Below are 17,793 nucleotides of genomic sequence, written 5' to 3'. Positions count from 1 at the left end.
CCCTTAATTCGCCAGAAAATTAACGCCTTACCCGCCGGATAAACAACTAAGAGGTCATGATGAGTACTGAAATCAAAACCCAGGTCGTGGTACTTGGGGCGGGTCCGGGAGGATATTCCGCCGCCTTCCGTTGTGCCGATTTAGGTCTGGAGACCGTGCTGGTCGAGCGTTACGCTACCCTGGGCGGCGTCTGCCTGAACGTGGGTTGTATTCCTTCCAAGGCGTTGTTGCACGTCGCCAAGGTCATTGAAGAAGCAAAAGCATTAAGCGAAAACGGCATCACTTTCGGCGAACCCAAGACCGATATCGATAAAGTACGCACCTGGAAAGAACGGGTGGTTAATCAGCTGACCGGCGGCCTGACCGGCATGGCCAAAGCGCGTAAAGTGAATGTGGTGCACGGGGTCGGTAAATTTACCGGCGCCAACACGCTGGTAGTGGAAGGCGAAAAAGGCACTACCACCATCAATTTTGACAATGCGATTATCGCCGCCGGGTCGCGTCCGATCCAGCTGCCGTTTATTCCCCATGACGATCCGCGCGTATGGGATTCCACCGACGCATTGGCGCTGAGGACGGTGCCGGAACGTCTGCTGGTCATGGGCGGCGGGATCATCGGCCTGGAAATGGCCACCGTTTATTATGCGCTGGGTTCCAAGATCGATGTAGTGGAAATGTTCGATCAGGTGATTCCGGTGGCGGATAAAGATATCGTCAAGGTTTACACCAAACGTATCAGCAAGCAGTTCAACCTGATGCTGGAAACCAAGGTGACCACGGTGGAAGCGCGGGAAGACGGCGTTTATGTCACCATGGAAGGTAAAAAAGCCCCGGGCGAGCCGCAGCGTTATGACGCGGTGCTGGTGGCCATCGGCCGCGTGCCGAACGGCAAGCTGCTGGACGCCGGCAAGGCCGGCGTGGAAGTGGACGAGCGCGGGTTTATCCGGGTGGATAAACAGCTGCGTACCAATGTGCCGCATATTTATGCCATCGGCGATATCGTCGGGCAGCCGATGCTGGCGCACAAAGGTACCCATGAAGGGCACGTGGCGGCAGAAGTCATCGCCGGCAAAAAGCATTACTTCGATCCCAAGGTGATCCCGTCCATCGCGTATACCGAGCCGGAAGTCGCCTGGGTCGGCGTGACCGAGAAAGAAGCGAAGGAAAAGGGCATCAGCTACGAAGTCGCCACGTTCCCTTGGGCGGCCTCCGGCCGTGCTATCGCGTCCGATTGCCAGGATGGCATCACCAAGCTGATTTTCGATAAAGAGACTCATCGGGTGATCGGCGGCGCGGTGGTCGGCGTGAACGGCGGCGAACTGCTGGGCGAGATCGGTTTGGCCATCGAGATGGGTTGTGATGCCGAGGATATCGCGCTGACGATTCATGCGCACCCGACTCTGCATGAATCGGTGGGGCTGGCGGCGGAAGTTTACGAAGGCAGCATTACTGATTTGCCGAATGCGAAGGCTAAGAAAAAGAAATGATTTTTTTGGTTTTGGCGTGATGAATCAACGGCTCCCTCGGGAGCCGTTTTGTTTTGGGGCGGATCGGGTGAACGCGGGCTTACCGCGCCAAGGGGCGCGTTTATTTTTGCGCTGGCCGCTGGCCGGCAAATGATGTTAATTTGAAGGGCGCGGGTCGGTGCTAACGCCTTAACGTTTCAGCGAAAAATTTATGTTGCTTAGATGTAAACAAATTAACAGGGCAGTCAAATTCTGATAAACTTATTGCCCGAAACCGGGTGATGAAAAATGTCCTTTGCCAGAACGAGCTCCCCGGTTACGGAAAACAGCTAGGCATTATTCCCGGCATTATTGATATCGGTCTTGCGTGATTTCAGTAATTACAGTGATGTCAGTAACATCGATGGCGACTGTTGAAGGCGGTTATCGATAGCAGGTGATGCGAGCAATGACTTATAAAAGCGAGGAGAACGTCGTGCTAGAAGACTATCGTAAGCACGTGGCCGAGCGTGCTGCCCAGGGGATCGTTCCTAAGCCTCTCGATGCCGCGCAAATGGCGGCGCTGGTTACACTGTTGAAAAATCCGCCGAGCGGCGAAGAAACTTTTTTACTTGATCTATTAATCAACCGGGTGCCGCCCGGGGTGGATGAAGCGGCTTATGTGAAGGCCGGTTTTTTGGCCGCCATCGCCAAGAGCGAGGCGTTTTCCCCGTTGTTGACTCCCGAACGCGCTATTGAACTGCTGGGCACCATGCAGGGCGGTTATAATATCCAGCCGCTGGTGGATGCGCTGGACGACGAAAAACTTGCGCCCATCGCCGCCGCCGCATTGAAATCCATGTTGCTGATGTTTGATAGTTTTTATGATGTGGAAGCCAAGGCCAAGGCCGGTAATCCGCACGCCCTGGCGGTTATGCATGCCTGGGCCGATGCCGAATGGTTCCTGTCGCGCCCGCCGCTGGCGGAAAAAATCACCGTCACCGTGTTTAAAGTCACCGGTGAAACCAATACCGATGATTTGTCGCCGGCCCCCGATGCATGGTCCCGCCCCGATATTCCGCTGCATGCCCTGGCGATGTTGAAAAACGCCCGTGAAGGCATCGACCCCGATCGGCCGGGGAGCGTCGGTCCCATCAGGCAGATTGAACAACTGAATCAAAAAGGGTTCCCGCTGGCTTATGTGGGGGACGTGGTGGGTACCGGTTCTTCGCGCAAATCCGCCACCAACTCCGTATTGTGGTATATGGGGGACGATCTCCCTTATGTGCCTAATAAGCGGGGCGGCGGGGTGGTGCTGGGCAGTAAAATAGCGCCGATTTTCTTTAATACGATGGAAGATTCCGGCGCGTTGCCCATTGAAGTCGACGTGTCCGAGCTGGATATGGGCGATGTGATTGATATCTACCCGTTCAAGGGGGAGATTCGGCATCACGAGACCAATCAATTGCTGGCCAGTTTTGCGCTTAATACCGAGGTATTGGTGGATGAAGTGCGCGCCGGCGGCCGTATTCCCCTGATTATCGGCCGCGGGTTAACCTCCCGGGCCCGCGAGTCCCTGGGGTTGCCGCCCAGCGAAATATTCCGCCATGCCCGCGCGGTGGTGGCCAGCGACAAGGGCTTTACCCTGGCGCAAAAAATGGTGGGCCGCGCCTGCGGCGTGGACGGTATCCGTCCCGGCCAGTATTGCGAACCCAAAATGACGTCGGTAGGTTCCCAGGATACCACCGGTCCCATGACCCGCGACGAACTCAAAGATTTGGCTTGCCTCGGTTTTTCCGCCGATCTGGTGATGCAGTCGTTTTGCCATACCGCGGCCTATCCCAAGCCGGTCGACGTGCAAACCCACCATACGCTGCCGGACTTCATCATGAACCGCGGCGGCGTGTCCCTGCGTCCGGGGGACGGGATTATCCATTCGTGGCTGAACCGCATGCTATTGCCCGATACGGTGGGTACCGGCGGCGATTCCCATACCCGTTTCCCGATCGGTATTTCTTTCCCGGCCGGCTCTGGCCTGGTAGCTTTCGCCGCGGCGACGGGCGTCATGCCGCTGGATATGCCTGAATCGGTGCTGGTGCGTTTTAAAGGCGAGATGCAGCCGGGTATCACCTTGCGCGATCTGGTGCATGCCATCCCCTATTATGCTATCCGGCAGGGGCTGCTGACGGTGGAGAAGAAAGGCAAAAAGAACATCTTCTCCGGCCGCATCCTGGAAATCGAAGGATTGCCGGAACTCAAGGTAGAGCAGGCGTTTGAACTGGCCGACGCCTCGGCCGAGCGTTCGGCGGCCGGTTGTACCATCAAGCTGGATCAGGCGCCGATCGTCGAGTACCTCAGCTCCAATATCGTGCTGCTGAAGTGGATGATCACCGAGGGTTATGGCGATCGCCGCACCCTGGAGCGCCGCATCAAGGGCATGGAGAGCTGGCTGGCCGAGCCCCGCTTGCTGGTGGCCGACGCGGATGCGGAATATGCCGCCGTCATCGATATTGACCTGGCGCAGATCAAAGAGCCCATTTTATGCGCGCCGAACGACCCGGATGATGCCAGACTGCTGTCTGACGTGGCCGGCAATAAAATCGACGAAGTGTTTATCGGCTCCTGCATGACCAATATCGGCCATTTCCGCGCGGCGGGCAAGCTGCTGGATCAGCACAAAGGCCAGTTGCCGACCCGTCTTTGGGTGGCGCCGCCGACCAAAATGGACGCGGCCCAGCTGACGGAAGAAGGGTATTACAGCATTTTCGGCAAGAGCGGGGCGCGGGTCGAAATCCCCGGCTGTTCGCTGTGCATGGGCAACCAGGCGCGGGTAGCGGACGGCGCGACGGTGGTGTCCACCTCCACCCGCAACTTCCCCAACCGGTTGGGCAACGGCGCCGATGTCTATCTGGCCTCGGCGGAGCTGGCTGCCGTGACTTCGCTGCTGGGACGCTTGCCTACCGTTGAGGAGTATTTGCAGGCGGTCGCGCTGGTGGATAATACGGCAGTTGATACTTACCGCTATCTGAACTTCGACCGCTTGCATGAATATACCGATAAAGCGGATGAGGTGATATTCCAAACCGCGGTGTGATGGGCGTTGACGGTTATTGCGTCCAGCGTAGCGGTTAGCTTATCTTCAGCGTTATAACGGACGGTCGGCAGGGAAACCCGCCGACCGTTTTTTTTCGCCCCTGCCTGTCCACGCCCGAATAATTAATTAAATGCCGGATAATATTATCCCTTGCAACGCTAAATACATGCTCAGTTATTTAATGATAAGGACTGCGTTGAAAATATAAATAAAATAACCTGCCTTGTCGTTGCTCTATGGTTATAGCAGCAGGACGTACCTTGGCTATGCCATAAGCGGCAAGAAATGCCGATTATAATATTCATCAAGCGCGAGTGAAAATATTGTCGGCGCTGAGTTGATTGAGTTTTTTTATCAAGAGGAACTATTATGACACTGGGATTATATCCTTGTATACCTGCTGGGTCGCAGAATTGTTCGCTGATATCATTATCGGGTCAAAACGGTAGTATGATTAATGCATTAACCAGGACGGCAAATTATTCCACCGATCAATTCAATGTGGCTACTGCCGTCAAGCTTAATTTGCCGGCCAATATTACGCAAGAAATCGCCCGCCATGAAGCCGAAGATCGCCGCGATAGAACGCCTATTAACGATGAACTGATTTATGCCGGGCAGTATGCGAATAAAAGAATAACCAGGAATATCGCGGTTGCAACGAATGTTTACGATTTGCCGGATTTGCATTTCGCCGCCAGCACGGGTAATACCGAATTAGCTGAAAAATCCCTGGCCAGTAGCGTTAATATCGAACAAAAATTCCAGCGATTCCCTTATGTTGGCATGACGCCATTGCTGGTTGCCGTCACAGAAGGCCACAACCCGCTTATCGCGCTACTGCTTCGATATGGGGCCAATCCCGAAGCGGTGGACGGGAACGGCAGAACGGTACTTATGGCGGCGCTGAATTTTGAACGCACCGATATTGCAGGCATTAAAATGCTACTGGGTAAAATAGTCAGGCTGAATACCCAGGATTTTGACGGCAATACCGCACTGATGTACGCCGCGCGGCTTTGCCGGTTTGATATGTTTATAACCATAGTGGCCAAAGGGGCCGACCGCAAAATGCTCAACCATCAGGGCCGGTCGGTATTCATGGTCGCGGCCTGTGCCGGTAATACCGAGCTGGTCGCCTATCTGCTCAGAAACGGGGTGGATATTAACCAGACGGATAGCAACAACTGGACGGCACTGCAATATGCGCAGTCGTTAAACAACCGGCCGATGATCGCGTTATTGCAGGCGCATCAGTCCACCACCGTGACTAATGCCACGGGCACGCCCAGGGCCGCCGCGCCGGCAACTGTTCCCACGTCCCCCCCGATAAAAGAAGATATCAGCGTCCGGTGGTGGCGCGCCGTGCAAACCGCTAATCTCTATTTGATGGACATCCTGCTTACCGTCGGCATCGATATCAATATCCGCGATCGCCAGGGACGTACTGCATTAATATTGGCGGCGCAGAGCGGGACGCTGGCTGCGGTAGTCGAACTGCGCAGGCGGGGGGCGCTACTGGACCTCACCGATAATGACGGAAAAACGGCGCTATTTTATGCCCGGCTGCTGGGGCATACGCAACTGGCCGCCGTGCTGCAACCGCCGGCGGCGCATTCCGGTGCGTCGAGCATGATGGCGCTGTTTCCCCCCAGGATCACGCTCCCGGAGTGGGGACATCTTTGTCGGCGGGTTTATCAACAGACCGGACGGCTGCTGTCCCATTATCTGACCCTTAATCCGCTACATTTTTTTCATAAGAAATAATGTTTGGGCGGCAAAATAGCGTTGAACGAAATGTAATACCTTATTATCGTCAATCGGGTCATTAACCCGCCGAGGCGCGCATAATTGGTCGCGCCTTGTACAGGCTGGCGGTTAAAACCCAACATAGCTAACGATCTTCACGCGATAAACGGGTAAAATCAGAGGCACGGGGCGGTGTTTTAACCGCATTTTGTTGCACACGGGCCGACCACTATGGATTATGAACTTTTACGCGATATCACCGGGCAGGTTAAAGTCACCTTTTCCATGGGCCATGAAGCTATCGGCCATTGGATTAATGAGGAAGTCAAAGGCGATCTGATTTTGCTTGATCAAGTGGAAGCCCAAATCCGCCGATTAGCCGGTGGCCAGGATAGCTGGCAGCATGTTGGCCATGAATATACGCTCTGGACCGACGGCGAGGAGGTCATAGTCCGCGCGAACGATCTCTCCTTTGTCACCGATGAACTGGAGGAAGGGCTGAATTATTATGACGAAGAGAGCCTGTCGCTGTGCGGTTCCGACGATTTTCTCCAGGCCATGAAGCAATATCGTGAATTCTTGCGGCAAAAGTAATTCCAGCGTTGCTGGCAGCGTCTTCCACTAATCGATTTTAATTTATTATTAATATTTTAATTTTCGACTAAAAGAGTTCTTGGCAAAAAACCGCCATGCCGCTTGATGTTATTTTTTACGAAGACATGGCATAGTGTGCTAAATAATCTTTTTTTGCGAGTCGTGAATATGTATCCAGCAGCGTTGACGGGTTCCCATGAAATATCGCCTGCCGCGCGGTCGAACGTTCATTCCGGAACTCGGGATATAAGCCGAAATACGGTTATCGCGCACACTTGCTGGTTCCATCGGTGTATAGCGTGCCGCAACCAACCTTCCCACACCTGGTCTACTCAAACGGCGGCGGCTGACTCGCCGATATTCTGCGCAATAACCGGCCGTCAGCCAACGTTGCCGCCGCGCCATGGGCAGGAAAGAAATCATGCGTTTACCCCGGTCAATTTACATCGGGCCGCCGCTGATAAAACGCTGAAATCCCTGGTGGGGGATGGCAAAGAGACGGCGGGTAACGCGGCCTGGATATACGCTATCAAGAGCGATAGCGAGAGCGCCGCGAGTTTGCTGCTGGATAATGGGGCCGATATCAACGCCGCCGACGCCCGCGGTGTGACGGCATTAATGTATGCCGCCCAGCGTGGCTATGAGCACATCGTCACTACGCTGGTTGGCAGGGATGCGGCAATTAACGCCGCGGATTGTTGTGGACAAACCGCCCTGATGCAGGCGGCGAGGGGCGGATACCCCGAGATCCTGCGTGCTCTCATAAACGGGTGTGCCGTTATCGATGCTGCGGATTTATTGGGCCGAACGGCGTTAATGCACGCGGTGCAGGCCAACCAGATTGCCGCCGTCAAATTGTTGCTGGAATACGGCGCCAATCCGTTGACCCGCGACCTTTCGGGCTCGACAACGCTGATGTTTGCGGTCTGCTGCGGCGCGATCGAGCTGGTCCGCTTGTTGATTAATAAAAAAGTCGCCATACATCTCGCGGACAGCTGCGGCAATACGGCGATAATCCTGGCCGCCAACCGCGGGCGCCAGGATATTGTCAGCCTACTGCTTGACAGCGCTGCCGAAAACGCCCTGTATGCGAGGCTGCTTGCCACGCAAGGCGTTCGGCCTTAGCCGCCGCGGCTAAACCACCGGCAGGTTTCGGCCGTAGTAGATTTCACGCATTTCCTTATATAGCAAATCGGTGATTTCTTTGCGCTCGGTGGCGCTTAAGTCTTCCGGTTTGGCATTAAACAGATAATGTTTAAGATCGAAATCTTTCAGCATCATTTTGGTATGAAATATATTCTCCTGATAGATATTTACATCCATCATGTGATAAAGCGATTTCATATCCTTGGACAGGAAATTCTGGATGGAGTTGATTTCGTGATCGATATAATGCTTGATGCCGTTGATGTCCCGCGTAAAGCCTCTGACCCGATAGTCCATGGTGACGATATCGGACTCCAACTGGTGAATCAGATAATTCAGCGCTTTCAGCGGCGAAATGACGCCACAGGTCGACACCTCGATATCCGCGCGAAACGTACACAGGCCGCCTTCTGGATGGCTTTCCGGATAGGTATGCACGCAAATATGGCTCTTATCCAGGTGGGCCACTACCGACTCAGGCAACGGGCCGGGATGCTCGGACTTGTCGATGCTGGAAGGATCGATCGGGTCTTCGCTGACTAAAATCGTGACGCTGGCGCCCTGGGGCTCGTAATCCTGGCGCGCGACGTGCAAAATATTGGCGCCAATCATTGCACAGGTGTCGCTCAGAATCTCGGTGAGGCGATTGGCGTTATATTGTTCGTCGATGTAAGCGATGTAGCCATCACGATCGTCCGCCGTTTTGGCATAACAAATATCGTAAATACAAAAACCCAGGCTTTTGGTTAGATTATTAAAGCCGTGTAGCTTTAGCTTCTGCAATTGAGTTCACCCCCTTATTGATGCCGTCTCAGCTGGACGCCGATATGGCATTCAGTAAATATTGCGGCAGGGCAAAACTGCCGTTATGGATGGCCGGATTATAATAACGACAATCCAGGCCGGCCGCGTCGACGCGCGCTTGCAGCGTCGCGTCGCCGAGTTGGCGCAGGGTCGGGTCCTGGCTGGCCCAGGCAAAGGTCATGATGCCGCCGTAATAGGTGGGTATCGCCGCCTGGTAAAAGCTGACATCGGCAAAATAATGGCTCAGTTTCCGATGGCTGTTCACCGCTTCGTCCTGCTGTAAAAAACACACGCCGTTCTGCGCGACAAAAATACCGCCCGCGTTCAGGCAGCGCGCGCAGCCCTGATAAAAATCGGATGTGAACAGGCTCGACCCCGGACCGATGGGATCGGTGCAGTCGGAAATGATCGCGTCGAACGTTTCCCCGGTGTCGCTGACAAAATTCACACCGTCATCAATCACCAACCGAAAGCGCGGATCGTCAAAGGACCCGGCGTTATGCCGCGGCAAATATTGGCGGCAGAAAGTGATCACGCCGGCGTCGATTTCCACCATGACGATCTCCTCTACGCCGGGATGGCGGCTGACCTCGCGCAGCATCCCGCCGTCGCCGCCGCCGATAATCAGCACTTTTTTGGCGTTGCCGTGGGCGATAAGCGGCACGTGGGCCATCATTTCATGATAGATGAATTCATCGCGTTCGGTGGTTTGCACCACGCCGTCCAGCGCCATGACGCGGCCGAAGGCGGCGTTTTCAAAAATAACCAGGTCCTGATGGGCGGTTTTTTCCCGGTACAGGATGTTATCCACGTTAAAATACTGGCCGAAATGATCGTGCAGGGTCTCATTCCAGGTTTCCGTAGGTGTTATTTTGTCTGGCATGTCGGGCTGATCCTCGGCGAAAACCGCCATGAGAAAACGGCGCAACATAATAGCGAAATCCGCGCCGGGTTGCACGGATGAATTTCACACTAACAGGGCCGACAACGTGTTATTTAGCGTAGGCGAGCAAACTGAGAGAATTGGTGGCCAGGCTTTCGCATTTCTTGGGGGTGGGGATCGCAATGCCGCTGAGATCGCGATAACTGTCCTCGCCCAAGGCGCGCATGTCATAGCTGGCGTAATTACTGAGATCCCAGCGATTTTGCTGGGCGAAGATCAAAATGGCGCGCCGGATTTGCTCATTGGGCATGTCCGTATAGCCGCAGTTATTTTTCAAAAAGACGAACACGGCGGTCAAATCGGCCATATCTTCGGCTTCGGGTTCGGATAAGGCTTGCGAGGCGGTCGAGAAACCCAGCAACCCCAGCAACAGCATCACCAATGCGGTGTGTTTCATGTTAAAACCTGAATCAGTAATTATAGTTTGACGTTATCATATTTAATGATTTTCGCCCTGGGTTTTATTCGCCGCCGCTGCCGATTCCGGCCAACTGTAACGGTAAAATAAATTATGGAACAGGTTGGCCCGATTGTCCCGTCCGGCGTTAATAAATCGCTTCCGGCGGGATTGATGCCGGGTCCGGGTCCGGACAGATCGCATGACCTTGGCGGTTATGCTAAAATTCGCCTCTTTTCTACATCCTTTGATGCGACCTTGTTATGAAACACACCGTGGAAGTGATGATTTCCGCCCCGGAAATCGCGACCCGCGTCGCGCAGCTTGGCCAGGATATCAGCCGGCATTACCGCGATAGCGGTAGTGAAATGGTTTTGGTAGGGCTGCTGCGCGGCTCATTTATGTTTATGGCCGACCTGTGCCGCGCCGTGACGGTACCCCATGAAGTGGATTTCATGACCGCCTCCAGCTATGGCAGCGGCATGAGCAGCACGCGCGACGTTAAGATTTTAAAAGATCTCGATGAAGATATCCGCGGCAAGGATGTGCTGATCGTGGAGGATATCATCGATTCCGGCAATACCCTGAGCAAAGTGCGCGAAATCCTGCAACTGCGCCAGCCTAAATCACTGGCCATTTGCACGCTGCTCGATAAGCCCGATCGCCGCGAAGTCCAGGTGCCGGTGGAGTGGGTAGGATTCGCCATCGCCGATGAGTTCGTGGTGGGTTATGGCATCGATTACGCGCAGCGCTACCGGCATTTGCCCTATGTGGGCAAAGTGGTCAAGCTGGACTAGCCGCTTGCCTAAACCCCATGCCGGAGGCAAAAGCCCCCGGCGGCGGGGCTGATTAGCTACCGTGTTGCTGCAGCAGCGTGGCGATGCCCTGGCGGTAACGCTGCTCCAGGGTTTCGCGGCTGGTGGCCGACACATCCAGGTTGCGCAGCAAACCATCGTGGATACTGTAGACCCAGCCGTGCAGGGTGACTTTCTGGCCGCGTTTCCAGGCCGAGCGCATAATGGTGGAATGCCCCAGGTTGTAGACCTGCTCGATGACGTTGATTTCGCATAATGTATTGATGCGTTCTTCGGGATGAAGCTCGCCCAGCAGTGAGCTATGCTTGTACCACAAATCACGGATATGCAGCAGCCAGTTATCGATCAGGCCCAGTTCGGGATTATCGATGGCCGCCTGCACGCCGCCGCAGCCATAATGGCCGCAGATGATAATATGCTCGACTTCCAGCACGTCCACGGCGTATTGCACCACCGATAAGCAATTGAGATCGGTGTGAATCACCAGATTAGCGACATTGCGATGTACAAACAGCTCGCCCGGCTCCAGGCCGGTGAGTTTTTCCGCCGGCACACGACTATCGGAACAGCCGATCCACAGGAAGCGCGGCTTTTGCGCCAGCGCCAGCCGTTCGAAAAAACCCGGGTCTTCTTCTTTGAGATGTTTTGACCAGGTTTGGTTGTTGCTCATAAGGCTTGTGATGTCTTTCATTGTGGTTTTTAGCCCGTAACGACCTATTGCGATGCGTTAATATAGGCCAACCAGGCTTTTTTTAAAACAGTTCGTCACTTACATCAAGAATAAGGTAACCCGTTACATATGACATATGCATTGGAGTTGGAGAAGTTGACCAAGACCTACGCAGGAGGCGTACAGGCGCTAAAAGGGATCGATCTGAATGTGGAAGCCGGGGATTTTTACGCGCTGCTGGGCCCTAACGGAGCAGGTAAATCCACCACCATAGGCATCATCAGTGCGCTAGTGAATAAAACATCCGGCAAGGCCCGGGTATTTGGCTACGATATCGACAAAGATATCGTAAATGCCAAACGGCAACTGGGCCTGGTGCCGCAAGAGTTTAATTTTAATCCGTTTGAAACCGTCGAACAGATTGTGGTGCACCAGGCCGGGTATTACGGCGTGGAGCATAAGATCGCGCAACAACGTGCGGAAAAATATCTCAAGCAACTGGATTTATGGACCAAGCGCGGCGAACGCGCGCGCATGTTATCCGGCGGGATGAAACGCCGGCTGATGATTGCCCGCGCGCTGATGCATGAACCCAAACTGTTAATTCTTGATGAACCCACCGCCGGGGTGGATATCGAACTGCGCCGCTCCATGTGGGGTTTTCTACGCGATTTGAACAGCAGCGGCACGACGATTATCCTCACCACCCATTATTTGGAAGAAGCGGAAATGCTGTGCCGCAATATCGGCATTATCCAAAATGGCGAGCTGGTGGAAAACACCTCGATGCGCCTGCTGTTGTCCAAATTGAAATCCGAAACGTTTATTTTGGATTTGGCGGTCAAAAGCCCGCTGCCAAAATTGCAGGGTTATCGCAGTCTGTTGCTTGATACCAGCACCCTCGAAGTTGAAGTGATGCGCGAACAGGGACTGAATAGTTTGTTCAGCCAACTGAGCGCCCAGGGAGTACAAGTGCTGAGCATGCGCAATAAGGCCAACCGGCTGGAAGAATTATTTGTCACCCTGGTCAAAGACGATCGGGCCAGCAAGAGGGATCACCTATGATGCGGCTATATTGGGTTGCCTTAAAAAGTATCTGGCGTAAAGAGATCAACCGCTTTGGCCGGATCTGGATTCAAACCTTGGTGCCGCCGGTGATCACCATGGCGCTGTATTTTATTATTTTCGGCAATCTTATCGGTTCGCGCATCGGTGAAATGCATGGTTTTTCTTATATGCAATTTATCGTGCCGGGATTGATCATGATGGCGGTGATTACCAATGCCTATACCAATGTCGCCTCATCGTTTTTCAGCGCCAAGTTCCAGCGTAATATCGAAGAACTGCTGGTGGCGCCGGTGCCGACCCATGTGATCATCGCCGGTTATGTCGGCGGCGGGGTGGCGCGGGGGATTTGCGTCGGCATCCTGGTCACCGCGATTTCGCTGTTTTTCGTGCCGTTCCATGTGCATTCATGGTGGGTGGTAACCGTCACCCTGGTGCTGACCGCGGTGCTGTTTTCCCTGGCCGGGCTGCTTAACGCGGTATTCGCCAAAAGTTTTGACGATATCAGCCTGATCCCGACGTTTGTCCTGACGCCGCTAACCTATCTGGGCGGGGTGTTTTACTCGCTGACGCTGTTGCCGCCCATTTGGCAGGCGGTGTCCAAGCTTAATCCGATCGTGTATATGATCAGCGGTTTTCGTTTTGGGTTCCTGGGGATCAGCGATGTGCCGCTGGTGTTTACCTTGTCGGTGCTGCTGGTATTCATCGCGGTATTTTATGCGCTGTGCTGGTATTTGATCCAGCGTGGCAGCGGTCTGCGTACCTAGCTACCAAGCCGGCGGCCATTCCCATGGATAGGGGCGGCGGCCGGCCCGGCAGGGGATGCCGGCGTTTAGGCTATCTGCACCGGCACGGCCTTGGCGGTGCGTTTCAATAGGTTGTCGCCCTCGAAGTAAGCCACTTTGGGCTGATGGCGTTGCGCCTCTTCGTCCGGCATTTGCACATAGGCGCAGATAATCAGCAAGTCGCCGACGCAGGCGCAGCGGGCCGCCGCGCCGTTAACCGAGATAATGCGCGAACCGCGTTCGGCGGCGATGGCATAGGTGGAAAAGCGTTGCCCGTTATCGACGTTGTAAATATCAATGGCTTCATATTCCAGAATGCCCGCGGCATCGAGAAAATCCTGATCGATGGCGCAGGAACCCTCGTAATGCAGATCTGCCTGGGTAACATGGACCCGATGCAGCTTACCTCTTAACATAGTACGTAGCATAACGTTAAACCTTTGACCCTTTCCCCACGGGGAGCCGAGAATAGAATAAACCCTGCCGACCGCCCCCGTTACAGGGTTAGATCGACCTGTGCGTTATCAATTAACCGCGCTTTGCCCAGCCAGGCGGAAACCAGTACCACCGCCCTGGTGCTATCGACGTTCAGCGGTTGCAGGGTATAGGCATCGCGGATGTCCAGCGCGTCGGGTTTCAGCCCGCCCTGCGCCAGGTCTTCCGCCGCCTGCTCCAGCAGGGTCTCGATATGCCGCTCTCCGCTCTTGAGCCGGGTTATTACCTGTTCAAGCACCTGATGCAGCCGCGGCGCCAGTTGCCGTTCTTGCGCGGTAAGATAACCGTTGCGCGAGCTCAGCGCCAACCCGTCGCCGGCCCGGACCGTGGGCACGCCGATAATTTCGATATCGTATCCCATATCCGCCACCATCTGGCGAATCAGCGACAGCTGCTGGTAATCCTTCTGGCCAAAACAGGCGAGGTCCGGCTGCACCAGATTGAATAGTTTACTGACAATGGTCGCCACGCCCCGGAAATGGCCGGGGCGGATGGCCCCCTCCAGAATACCGGAAAAACGCGGGACATCCACATAGGTCTGATCGGCAAGCCCCTGGGGATAAATCACCTCCGCCGCCGGAGCAAACACCGTATCCACGCCGCGGCGCGTGAGTTTTTCACAATCTTCCTGCAGGCTGTGCGGATAAGCGGCTAAATCCTCCGGCCGATCGAACTGCATCGGATTGACAAAAATACTCACGATAACAATATCGGCGCGGGCGCGGGCCTCGTCCACCAGGGACATATGGCCGTCATGCAGATTACCCATGGTGGGCACCAATGCGATACGTTTACCGTCCTGCCGCCACTGCTTAACGGTTTGCCGCAATATCGGCGGAGTTTCGATAATCAACACGCCATCTCTCCTGTTTATTACTGGAAGCTATGCTCCGGGGCGGGGAACCGGCCCTGTTCGACGTCGTCGATGTACAAGCGCACGGCGGCGCGAACATCTCCCCCCTGGGCCAGAAAGTTCTTGACGAATTTCGGGGTACCCTGGCCGGTGATGCCCAGCGCATCCTGCATGACCAGTATTTGCCCATCGGTAACATTACCGGCGCCGATGCCGATGGTCGGGATGGCCAATGCTTCGGTGACGCGCTGCGCCAAAGAGACCGGCACGCACTCCAGCACCAGCAGCTGCGCGCCGGCGCGTTCGAGGGCCAGGGCATCCTGCAGCAGCCGCTCAGCGCTCTCATCATCGCGGCCCTGTACTTTGTAACCGCCGAAAATATTCACCGACTGCGGCGTCAAACCCAGATGACCGCAGACCGGCACCGCCCGTTCGGTCAAGCCCCGCACGGTTTCCGCCAGCCAACTGCCGCCCTCCAGCTTCACCATATTGGCGCCGGCACGCATCAGGGCGGCGGCGCTCTCGTAGGCCTGGATAGGGGTGGCATAGGTCATAAACGGCAGGTCGGCGAGCAGCAGGCACTGCGGCGCCCCGCGGCGCACGCTGCGGGTATGGTAGGCAATCTCATCCAGCGTGACCGGCAGCGTGGACCCGTGGCCCTGCATGGTCATGCCCAGCGAGTCCCCTACCAGCATCACCTGCATGCCTTCCTGTTCAAACAGGCGGGCAAAGCTGGCGTCATAGGCGGTAATCGAGGCGAACTTGCGTTGCTGCTGTTTCCAGGCGCGCAACTGGGAAATAGTGGTCATTTTCATCACAACCTCGGTCTTGGCGGTCATTTTCTCGTGGCCTGGCGGCCCAGCGTCGCATTGTACCCTGGACGTAGCGCCAGCGATGTCATGCCATTGTCACGTAATGGCGCATTATTCTAATGGAAGCGGGAGGAGGGGGATAGCTTTGTATGCATAAAACGTGCTGCGGGCAGGGCGTAATAAAGGGCGATTACCAGCGGCGCGGCCGCTGCTGCCCGTCCCATAAGGTCATGCCGTTGCGCGGCACCCGGCGCAGCCGTTCGGCCAGGGCTTCGCCGTCGGGGAAAACCAGATCGGGCGCCAGTTCGGCCAGGGGATAAAGCATGAATTCGCGGTTCTTCATATCGTAGTGGGGCACGGTGAGCCGCTCGGTGTGTAGCGTCAGGTCGCCAAACAGCAGGATATCAAGATCCAGGGTGCGCGGTCCCCAGCGGTTGGCCTTGCGCACCCGGCCCTGCCGGCGTTCGATATCCTGGGTGCCATCGAGCAGTTGTTCGGGCGGCAGCTCGGTCTCCAGGGCGGCGACCGCATTGAGGTAATCCGGCTGGTCCTGCGGCCCCAGCGGACGGCTGCGGTAATAGGATGAACAGGCGATCAGGCGGGTCCGGGGCAGGCGGCCCAGGGCGCTTAACGCGGCGTCCACCTGATTAAGCGGTTGCTCAAGGTTGCTGCCGATGGCCAGCCAGACTTGCGTCATGCTTTACGCCGGATCGCGGTGGGGCGTACGGCGGCGCGGACGGCGCGGACGCGCCGGAGCATCGTCGCCCAGGGTCGTCAGCAGGTTTTTTTGCCGCGGCGGCGCGGCCACCTGGAATTCGCCCCACCACTGGGTCAGGCGCTGCAATTCGGCGTTGTTTTCCACTTCGGCGCGCAGCGCCAGCAGATCGTAGGCCGCGCGGAATTTGGGATGTTCCATCAGCTTAAAGGCGCGTTTGCCCTGCCGGCGGGACAGGCGCAGCTGGAGCTGCCAGATATCGCGCATCAGCGTGGTGAGGCGTTTAGGGATGGCCAGCGAGCGGCACTGCTCGTCGAGGATATCATTCAGCGCCAGCGAAAATGCGTCAAAGTAGGTCAGCCCGCCTTCCTGCGCCAGCTTTTGCGCCTGTTCCAGCAGCGGGTACCAGAGCATGGCGGAGAACAGGAATGCCGGATTGACCCGCATGTCGTCATGGATGCGCCGATCGGTGTTTTTCAGCACCTGGGTAACCATGCGTTCCATATAACTATCACCTTCCGGGGTGAAGTTACGGCTAATCAGCGGGAACATCGGTTGGAACAGCTGGTATTCGCACAGCAGGCGATAAGTGGGTTCGCCATAACCGGCCTGCAGCAGCTTCAGGGATTCTTCAAACAGGCGCGCGGCGGGGATATCGTGCAGCAGCGACGCCAGGCGGGGAATAGGTTCGGCGGTGGCCGCCTCGACGCTCATATTCATTTTGGCGGCGAAACGCACCGCCCGCAGCATGCGCACCGGGTCTTCCCGGTAACGGGTCTCGGGGTCGCCAATCAGGCGAATGATGCCGTCTTGTAAATCGCGCATGCCGCCGGTGTAATCGCGCACGGTAAAATCGGCTACGCTGTAATACAGGCTGTTAATCGTAAAGTCGCGGCGCTGGGCGTCTTCTTCGATGGAACCGAAGATATTGTCGCGCAGCAGCATGCCGTTTTGCCCTTGCAGGGCCGCTACCGGAGCCGGGGCCTGCACCGCCGATCCGGCGTCGTTATCGTCCGCGACCTGGGTAAGATGATGGCCGCGGAAAGTCGCCACCTCAATGATTTCCGGCCCGAACATCACGTGGGCCAGGCGAAAGCGTCGGCCCACCAGGCGGCAGTTGCGGAACAGCTTGCGCATCTGCTCGGGGGTGGCATTGGTGGTGATATCAAAATCCTTTGGCTTTCTACCCAGCAGCAGGTCGCGTACGCCGCCGCCGACCAGATAGGCTTCGTATCCCGCTTTATTCAAACGGTAAAGCACCTTCAGTGCATTCTCACTGATCTCCTTGCGGGAGATTGAGTGCTGGTCGCGCGGGATAATCGTCAAAGGGCGTCTATCCTCTGGTGCCGTTTCCGCGACTTCACGGTTCAACACCTTACGGCAGAAGTTGGCTACTCGGGTAAAAATAGTA

The 17,793-nt window shown here is 55.9% G+C and carries 17 protein-coding genes; 8 read left to right on the top strand and 9 right to left on the bottom strand.

The features are described from left to right. Positions 1-59: 59 nt before the first annotated feature. The 5 genes from lpdA to ACL2XP_RS21455 all read left to right on the top strand — a co-directional run bounded on the left by lpdA (position 60) and on the right by ACL2XP_RS21455 (position 8,007). Entirely contained in the window at positions 60-1,487 is a 1,428-nt protein-coding gene (lpdA, locus tag ACL2XP_RS21475) for a dihydrolipoyl dehydrogenase (RefSeq protein ID WP_413739252.1), read from the top strand. Between the two features lie 454 nt (positions 1,488-1,941). Continuing rightward, positions 1,942-4,539: a bifunctional aconitate hydratase 2/2-methylisocitrate dehydratase gene (acnB, locus tag ACL2XP_RS21470; RefSeq protein WP_413739251.1), complete on the top strand. Its 2,598-nt coding sequence runs from the start codon at positions 1,942-1,944 to the stop codon at positions 4,537-4,539. Between the two features lie 450 nt (positions 4,540-4,989). After that, a complete protein-coding gene (locus tag ACL2XP_RS21465) occupies positions 4,990-6,306 on the top strand; it encodes an ankyrin repeat domain-containing protein (protein WP_413735214.1) in 1,317 nt (438 codons plus the stop codon). A gap of 213 nt (positions 6,307-6,519) precedes the next feature. Beyond that, positions 6,520-6,882 carry a YacL family protein gene (locus tag ACL2XP_RS21460; protein WP_413735213.1) on the top strand — a complete coding sequence of 121 codons (363 nt, stop codon included), beginning with the start codon at positions 6,520-6,522 and terminating at the stop codon, positions 6,880-6,882. A 105-nt stretch (positions 6,883-6,987) separates the two neighbouring features. Continuing rightward, positions 6,988-8,007, top strand: coding sequence for an ankyrin repeat domain-containing protein (locus ACL2XP_RS21455; RefSeq protein WP_413735211.1), 1,020 nt, complete (start codon positions 6,988-6,990; stop codon positions 8,005-8,007). A gap of 9 nt (positions 8,008-8,016) precedes the next feature. On the opposite strand, the gene speD is transcribed toward ACL2XP_RS21455, so the two are convergent. The 3 genes from speD to ACL2XP_RS21440 form a co-directional block, all read right to left on the bottom strand. Continuing rightward, on the bottom strand, positions 8,017-8,811 hold the full coding sequence (speD, locus tag ACL2XP_RS21450; protein ID WP_413735210.1) for an adenosylmethionine decarboxylase: 795 nt from the start codon (positions 8,809-8,811) through the stop codon (positions 8,017-8,019). Between the two features lie 28 nt (positions 8,812-8,839). Beyond that, positions 8,840-9,715: a polyamine aminopropyltransferase gene (gene speE / locus ACL2XP_RS21445; RefSeq protein WP_413735209.1), complete on the bottom strand. Its 876-nt coding sequence runs from the start codon at positions 9,713-9,715 to the stop codon at positions 8,840-8,842. 109 nt (positions 9,716-9,824) lie between these two features. Continuing rightward, complete coding sequence (locus ACL2XP_RS21440) at positions 9,825-10,172, bottom strand: YacC family pilotin-like protein (RefSeq protein WP_413735207.1); 348 nt, start codon at positions 10,170-10,172, stop codon at positions 9,825-9,827. Positions 10,173-10,435: 263 nt separating this feature from the next. Here ACL2XP_RS21440 and hpt point away from each other — a divergent pair, with 263 nt between their 5' ends. Then, positions 10,436-10,969 (top strand): hypoxanthine phosphoribosyltransferase, encoded by a 534-nt coding sequence (gene hpt / locus ACL2XP_RS21435; protein WP_413735205.1) that lies wholly within the window; start codon positions 10,436-10,438, stop codon positions 10,967-10,969. A gap of 52 nt (positions 10,970-11,021) precedes the next feature. On the opposite strand, the gene can is transcribed toward hpt, so the two are convergent. Further along, positions 11,022-11,678, bottom strand: a complete 657-nt coding sequence (can, locus tag ACL2XP_RS21430; RefSeq protein WP_413735203.1) for a carbonate dehydratase — start codon at positions 11,676-11,678, stop codon at positions 11,022-11,024. A 108-nt stretch (positions 11,679-11,786) separates the two neighbouring features. On the opposite strand from can, the gene ACL2XP_RS21425 reads away from it, so the two are divergent. Beyond that, positions 11,787-12,722, top strand: coding sequence for an ABC transporter ATP-binding protein (locus ACL2XP_RS21425; RefSeq protein WP_413735202.1), 936 nt, complete (start codon positions 11,787-11,789; stop codon positions 12,720-12,722). Then, entirely contained in the window at positions 12,719-13,489 is a 771-nt protein-coding gene (locus ACL2XP_RS21420; protein WP_413735200.1) for an ABC transporter permease, read from the top strand. The genes ACL2XP_RS21425 and ACL2XP_RS21420 overlap by 4 nt, the downstream gene beginning before the upstream one ends. A 65-nt stretch (positions 13,490-13,554) precedes the next feature. Here ACL2XP_RS21420 and panD read toward each other — a convergent pair whose 3' ends face one another. The 5 genes from panD to pcnB form a co-directional block, all read right to left on the bottom strand. Beyond that, positions 13,555-13,935: an aspartate 1-decarboxylase gene (panD, locus tag ACL2XP_RS21415; protein ID WP_413735198.1), complete on the bottom strand. Its 381-nt coding sequence runs from the start codon at positions 13,933-13,935 to the stop codon at positions 13,555-13,557. Positions 13,936-14,003: 68 nt separating this feature from the next. After that, complete coding sequence (gene panC, locus ACL2XP_RS21410; RefSeq protein ID WP_413735196.1) at positions 14,004-14,858, bottom strand: pantoate--beta-alanine ligase; 855 nt, start codon at positions 14,856-14,858, stop codon at positions 14,004-14,006. A gap of 17 nt (positions 14,859-14,875) precedes the next feature. Then, positions 14,876-15,670 carry a 3-methyl-2-oxobutanoate hydroxymethyltransferase gene (gene panB, locus ACL2XP_RS21405; RefSeq protein ID WP_413739250.1) on the bottom strand — a complete coding sequence of 265 codons (795 nt, stop codon included), beginning with the start codon at positions 15,668-15,670 and terminating at the stop codon, positions 14,876-14,878. A gap of 187 nt (positions 15,671-15,857) precedes the next feature. Further along, positions 15,858-16,364, bottom strand: a complete 507-nt coding sequence (gene folK, locus ACL2XP_RS21400) for a 2-amino-4-hydroxy-6-hydroxymethyldihydropteridine diphosphokinase (RefSeq protein WP_413735195.1) — start codon at positions 16,362-16,364, stop codon at positions 15,858-15,860. Between the two features lie 3 nt (positions 16,365-16,367). Then, complete coding sequence (gene pcnB / locus ACL2XP_RS21395) at positions 16,368-17,789, bottom strand: polynucleotide adenylyltransferase PcnB (protein WP_413739249.1); 1,422 nt, start codon at positions 17,787-17,789, stop codon at positions 16,368-16,370. Positions 17,790-17,793: the final 4 nt, after the last annotated feature.

This window comes from Sodalis sp. RH21 (genome assembly GCF_047324175.1).
Lineage (GTDB): Bacteria > Pseudomonadota > Gammaproteobacteria > Enterobacterales > Enterobacteriaceae > Acerihabitans.
This window is presented reverse-complemented; position numbering and strand designations above follow the sequence as displayed.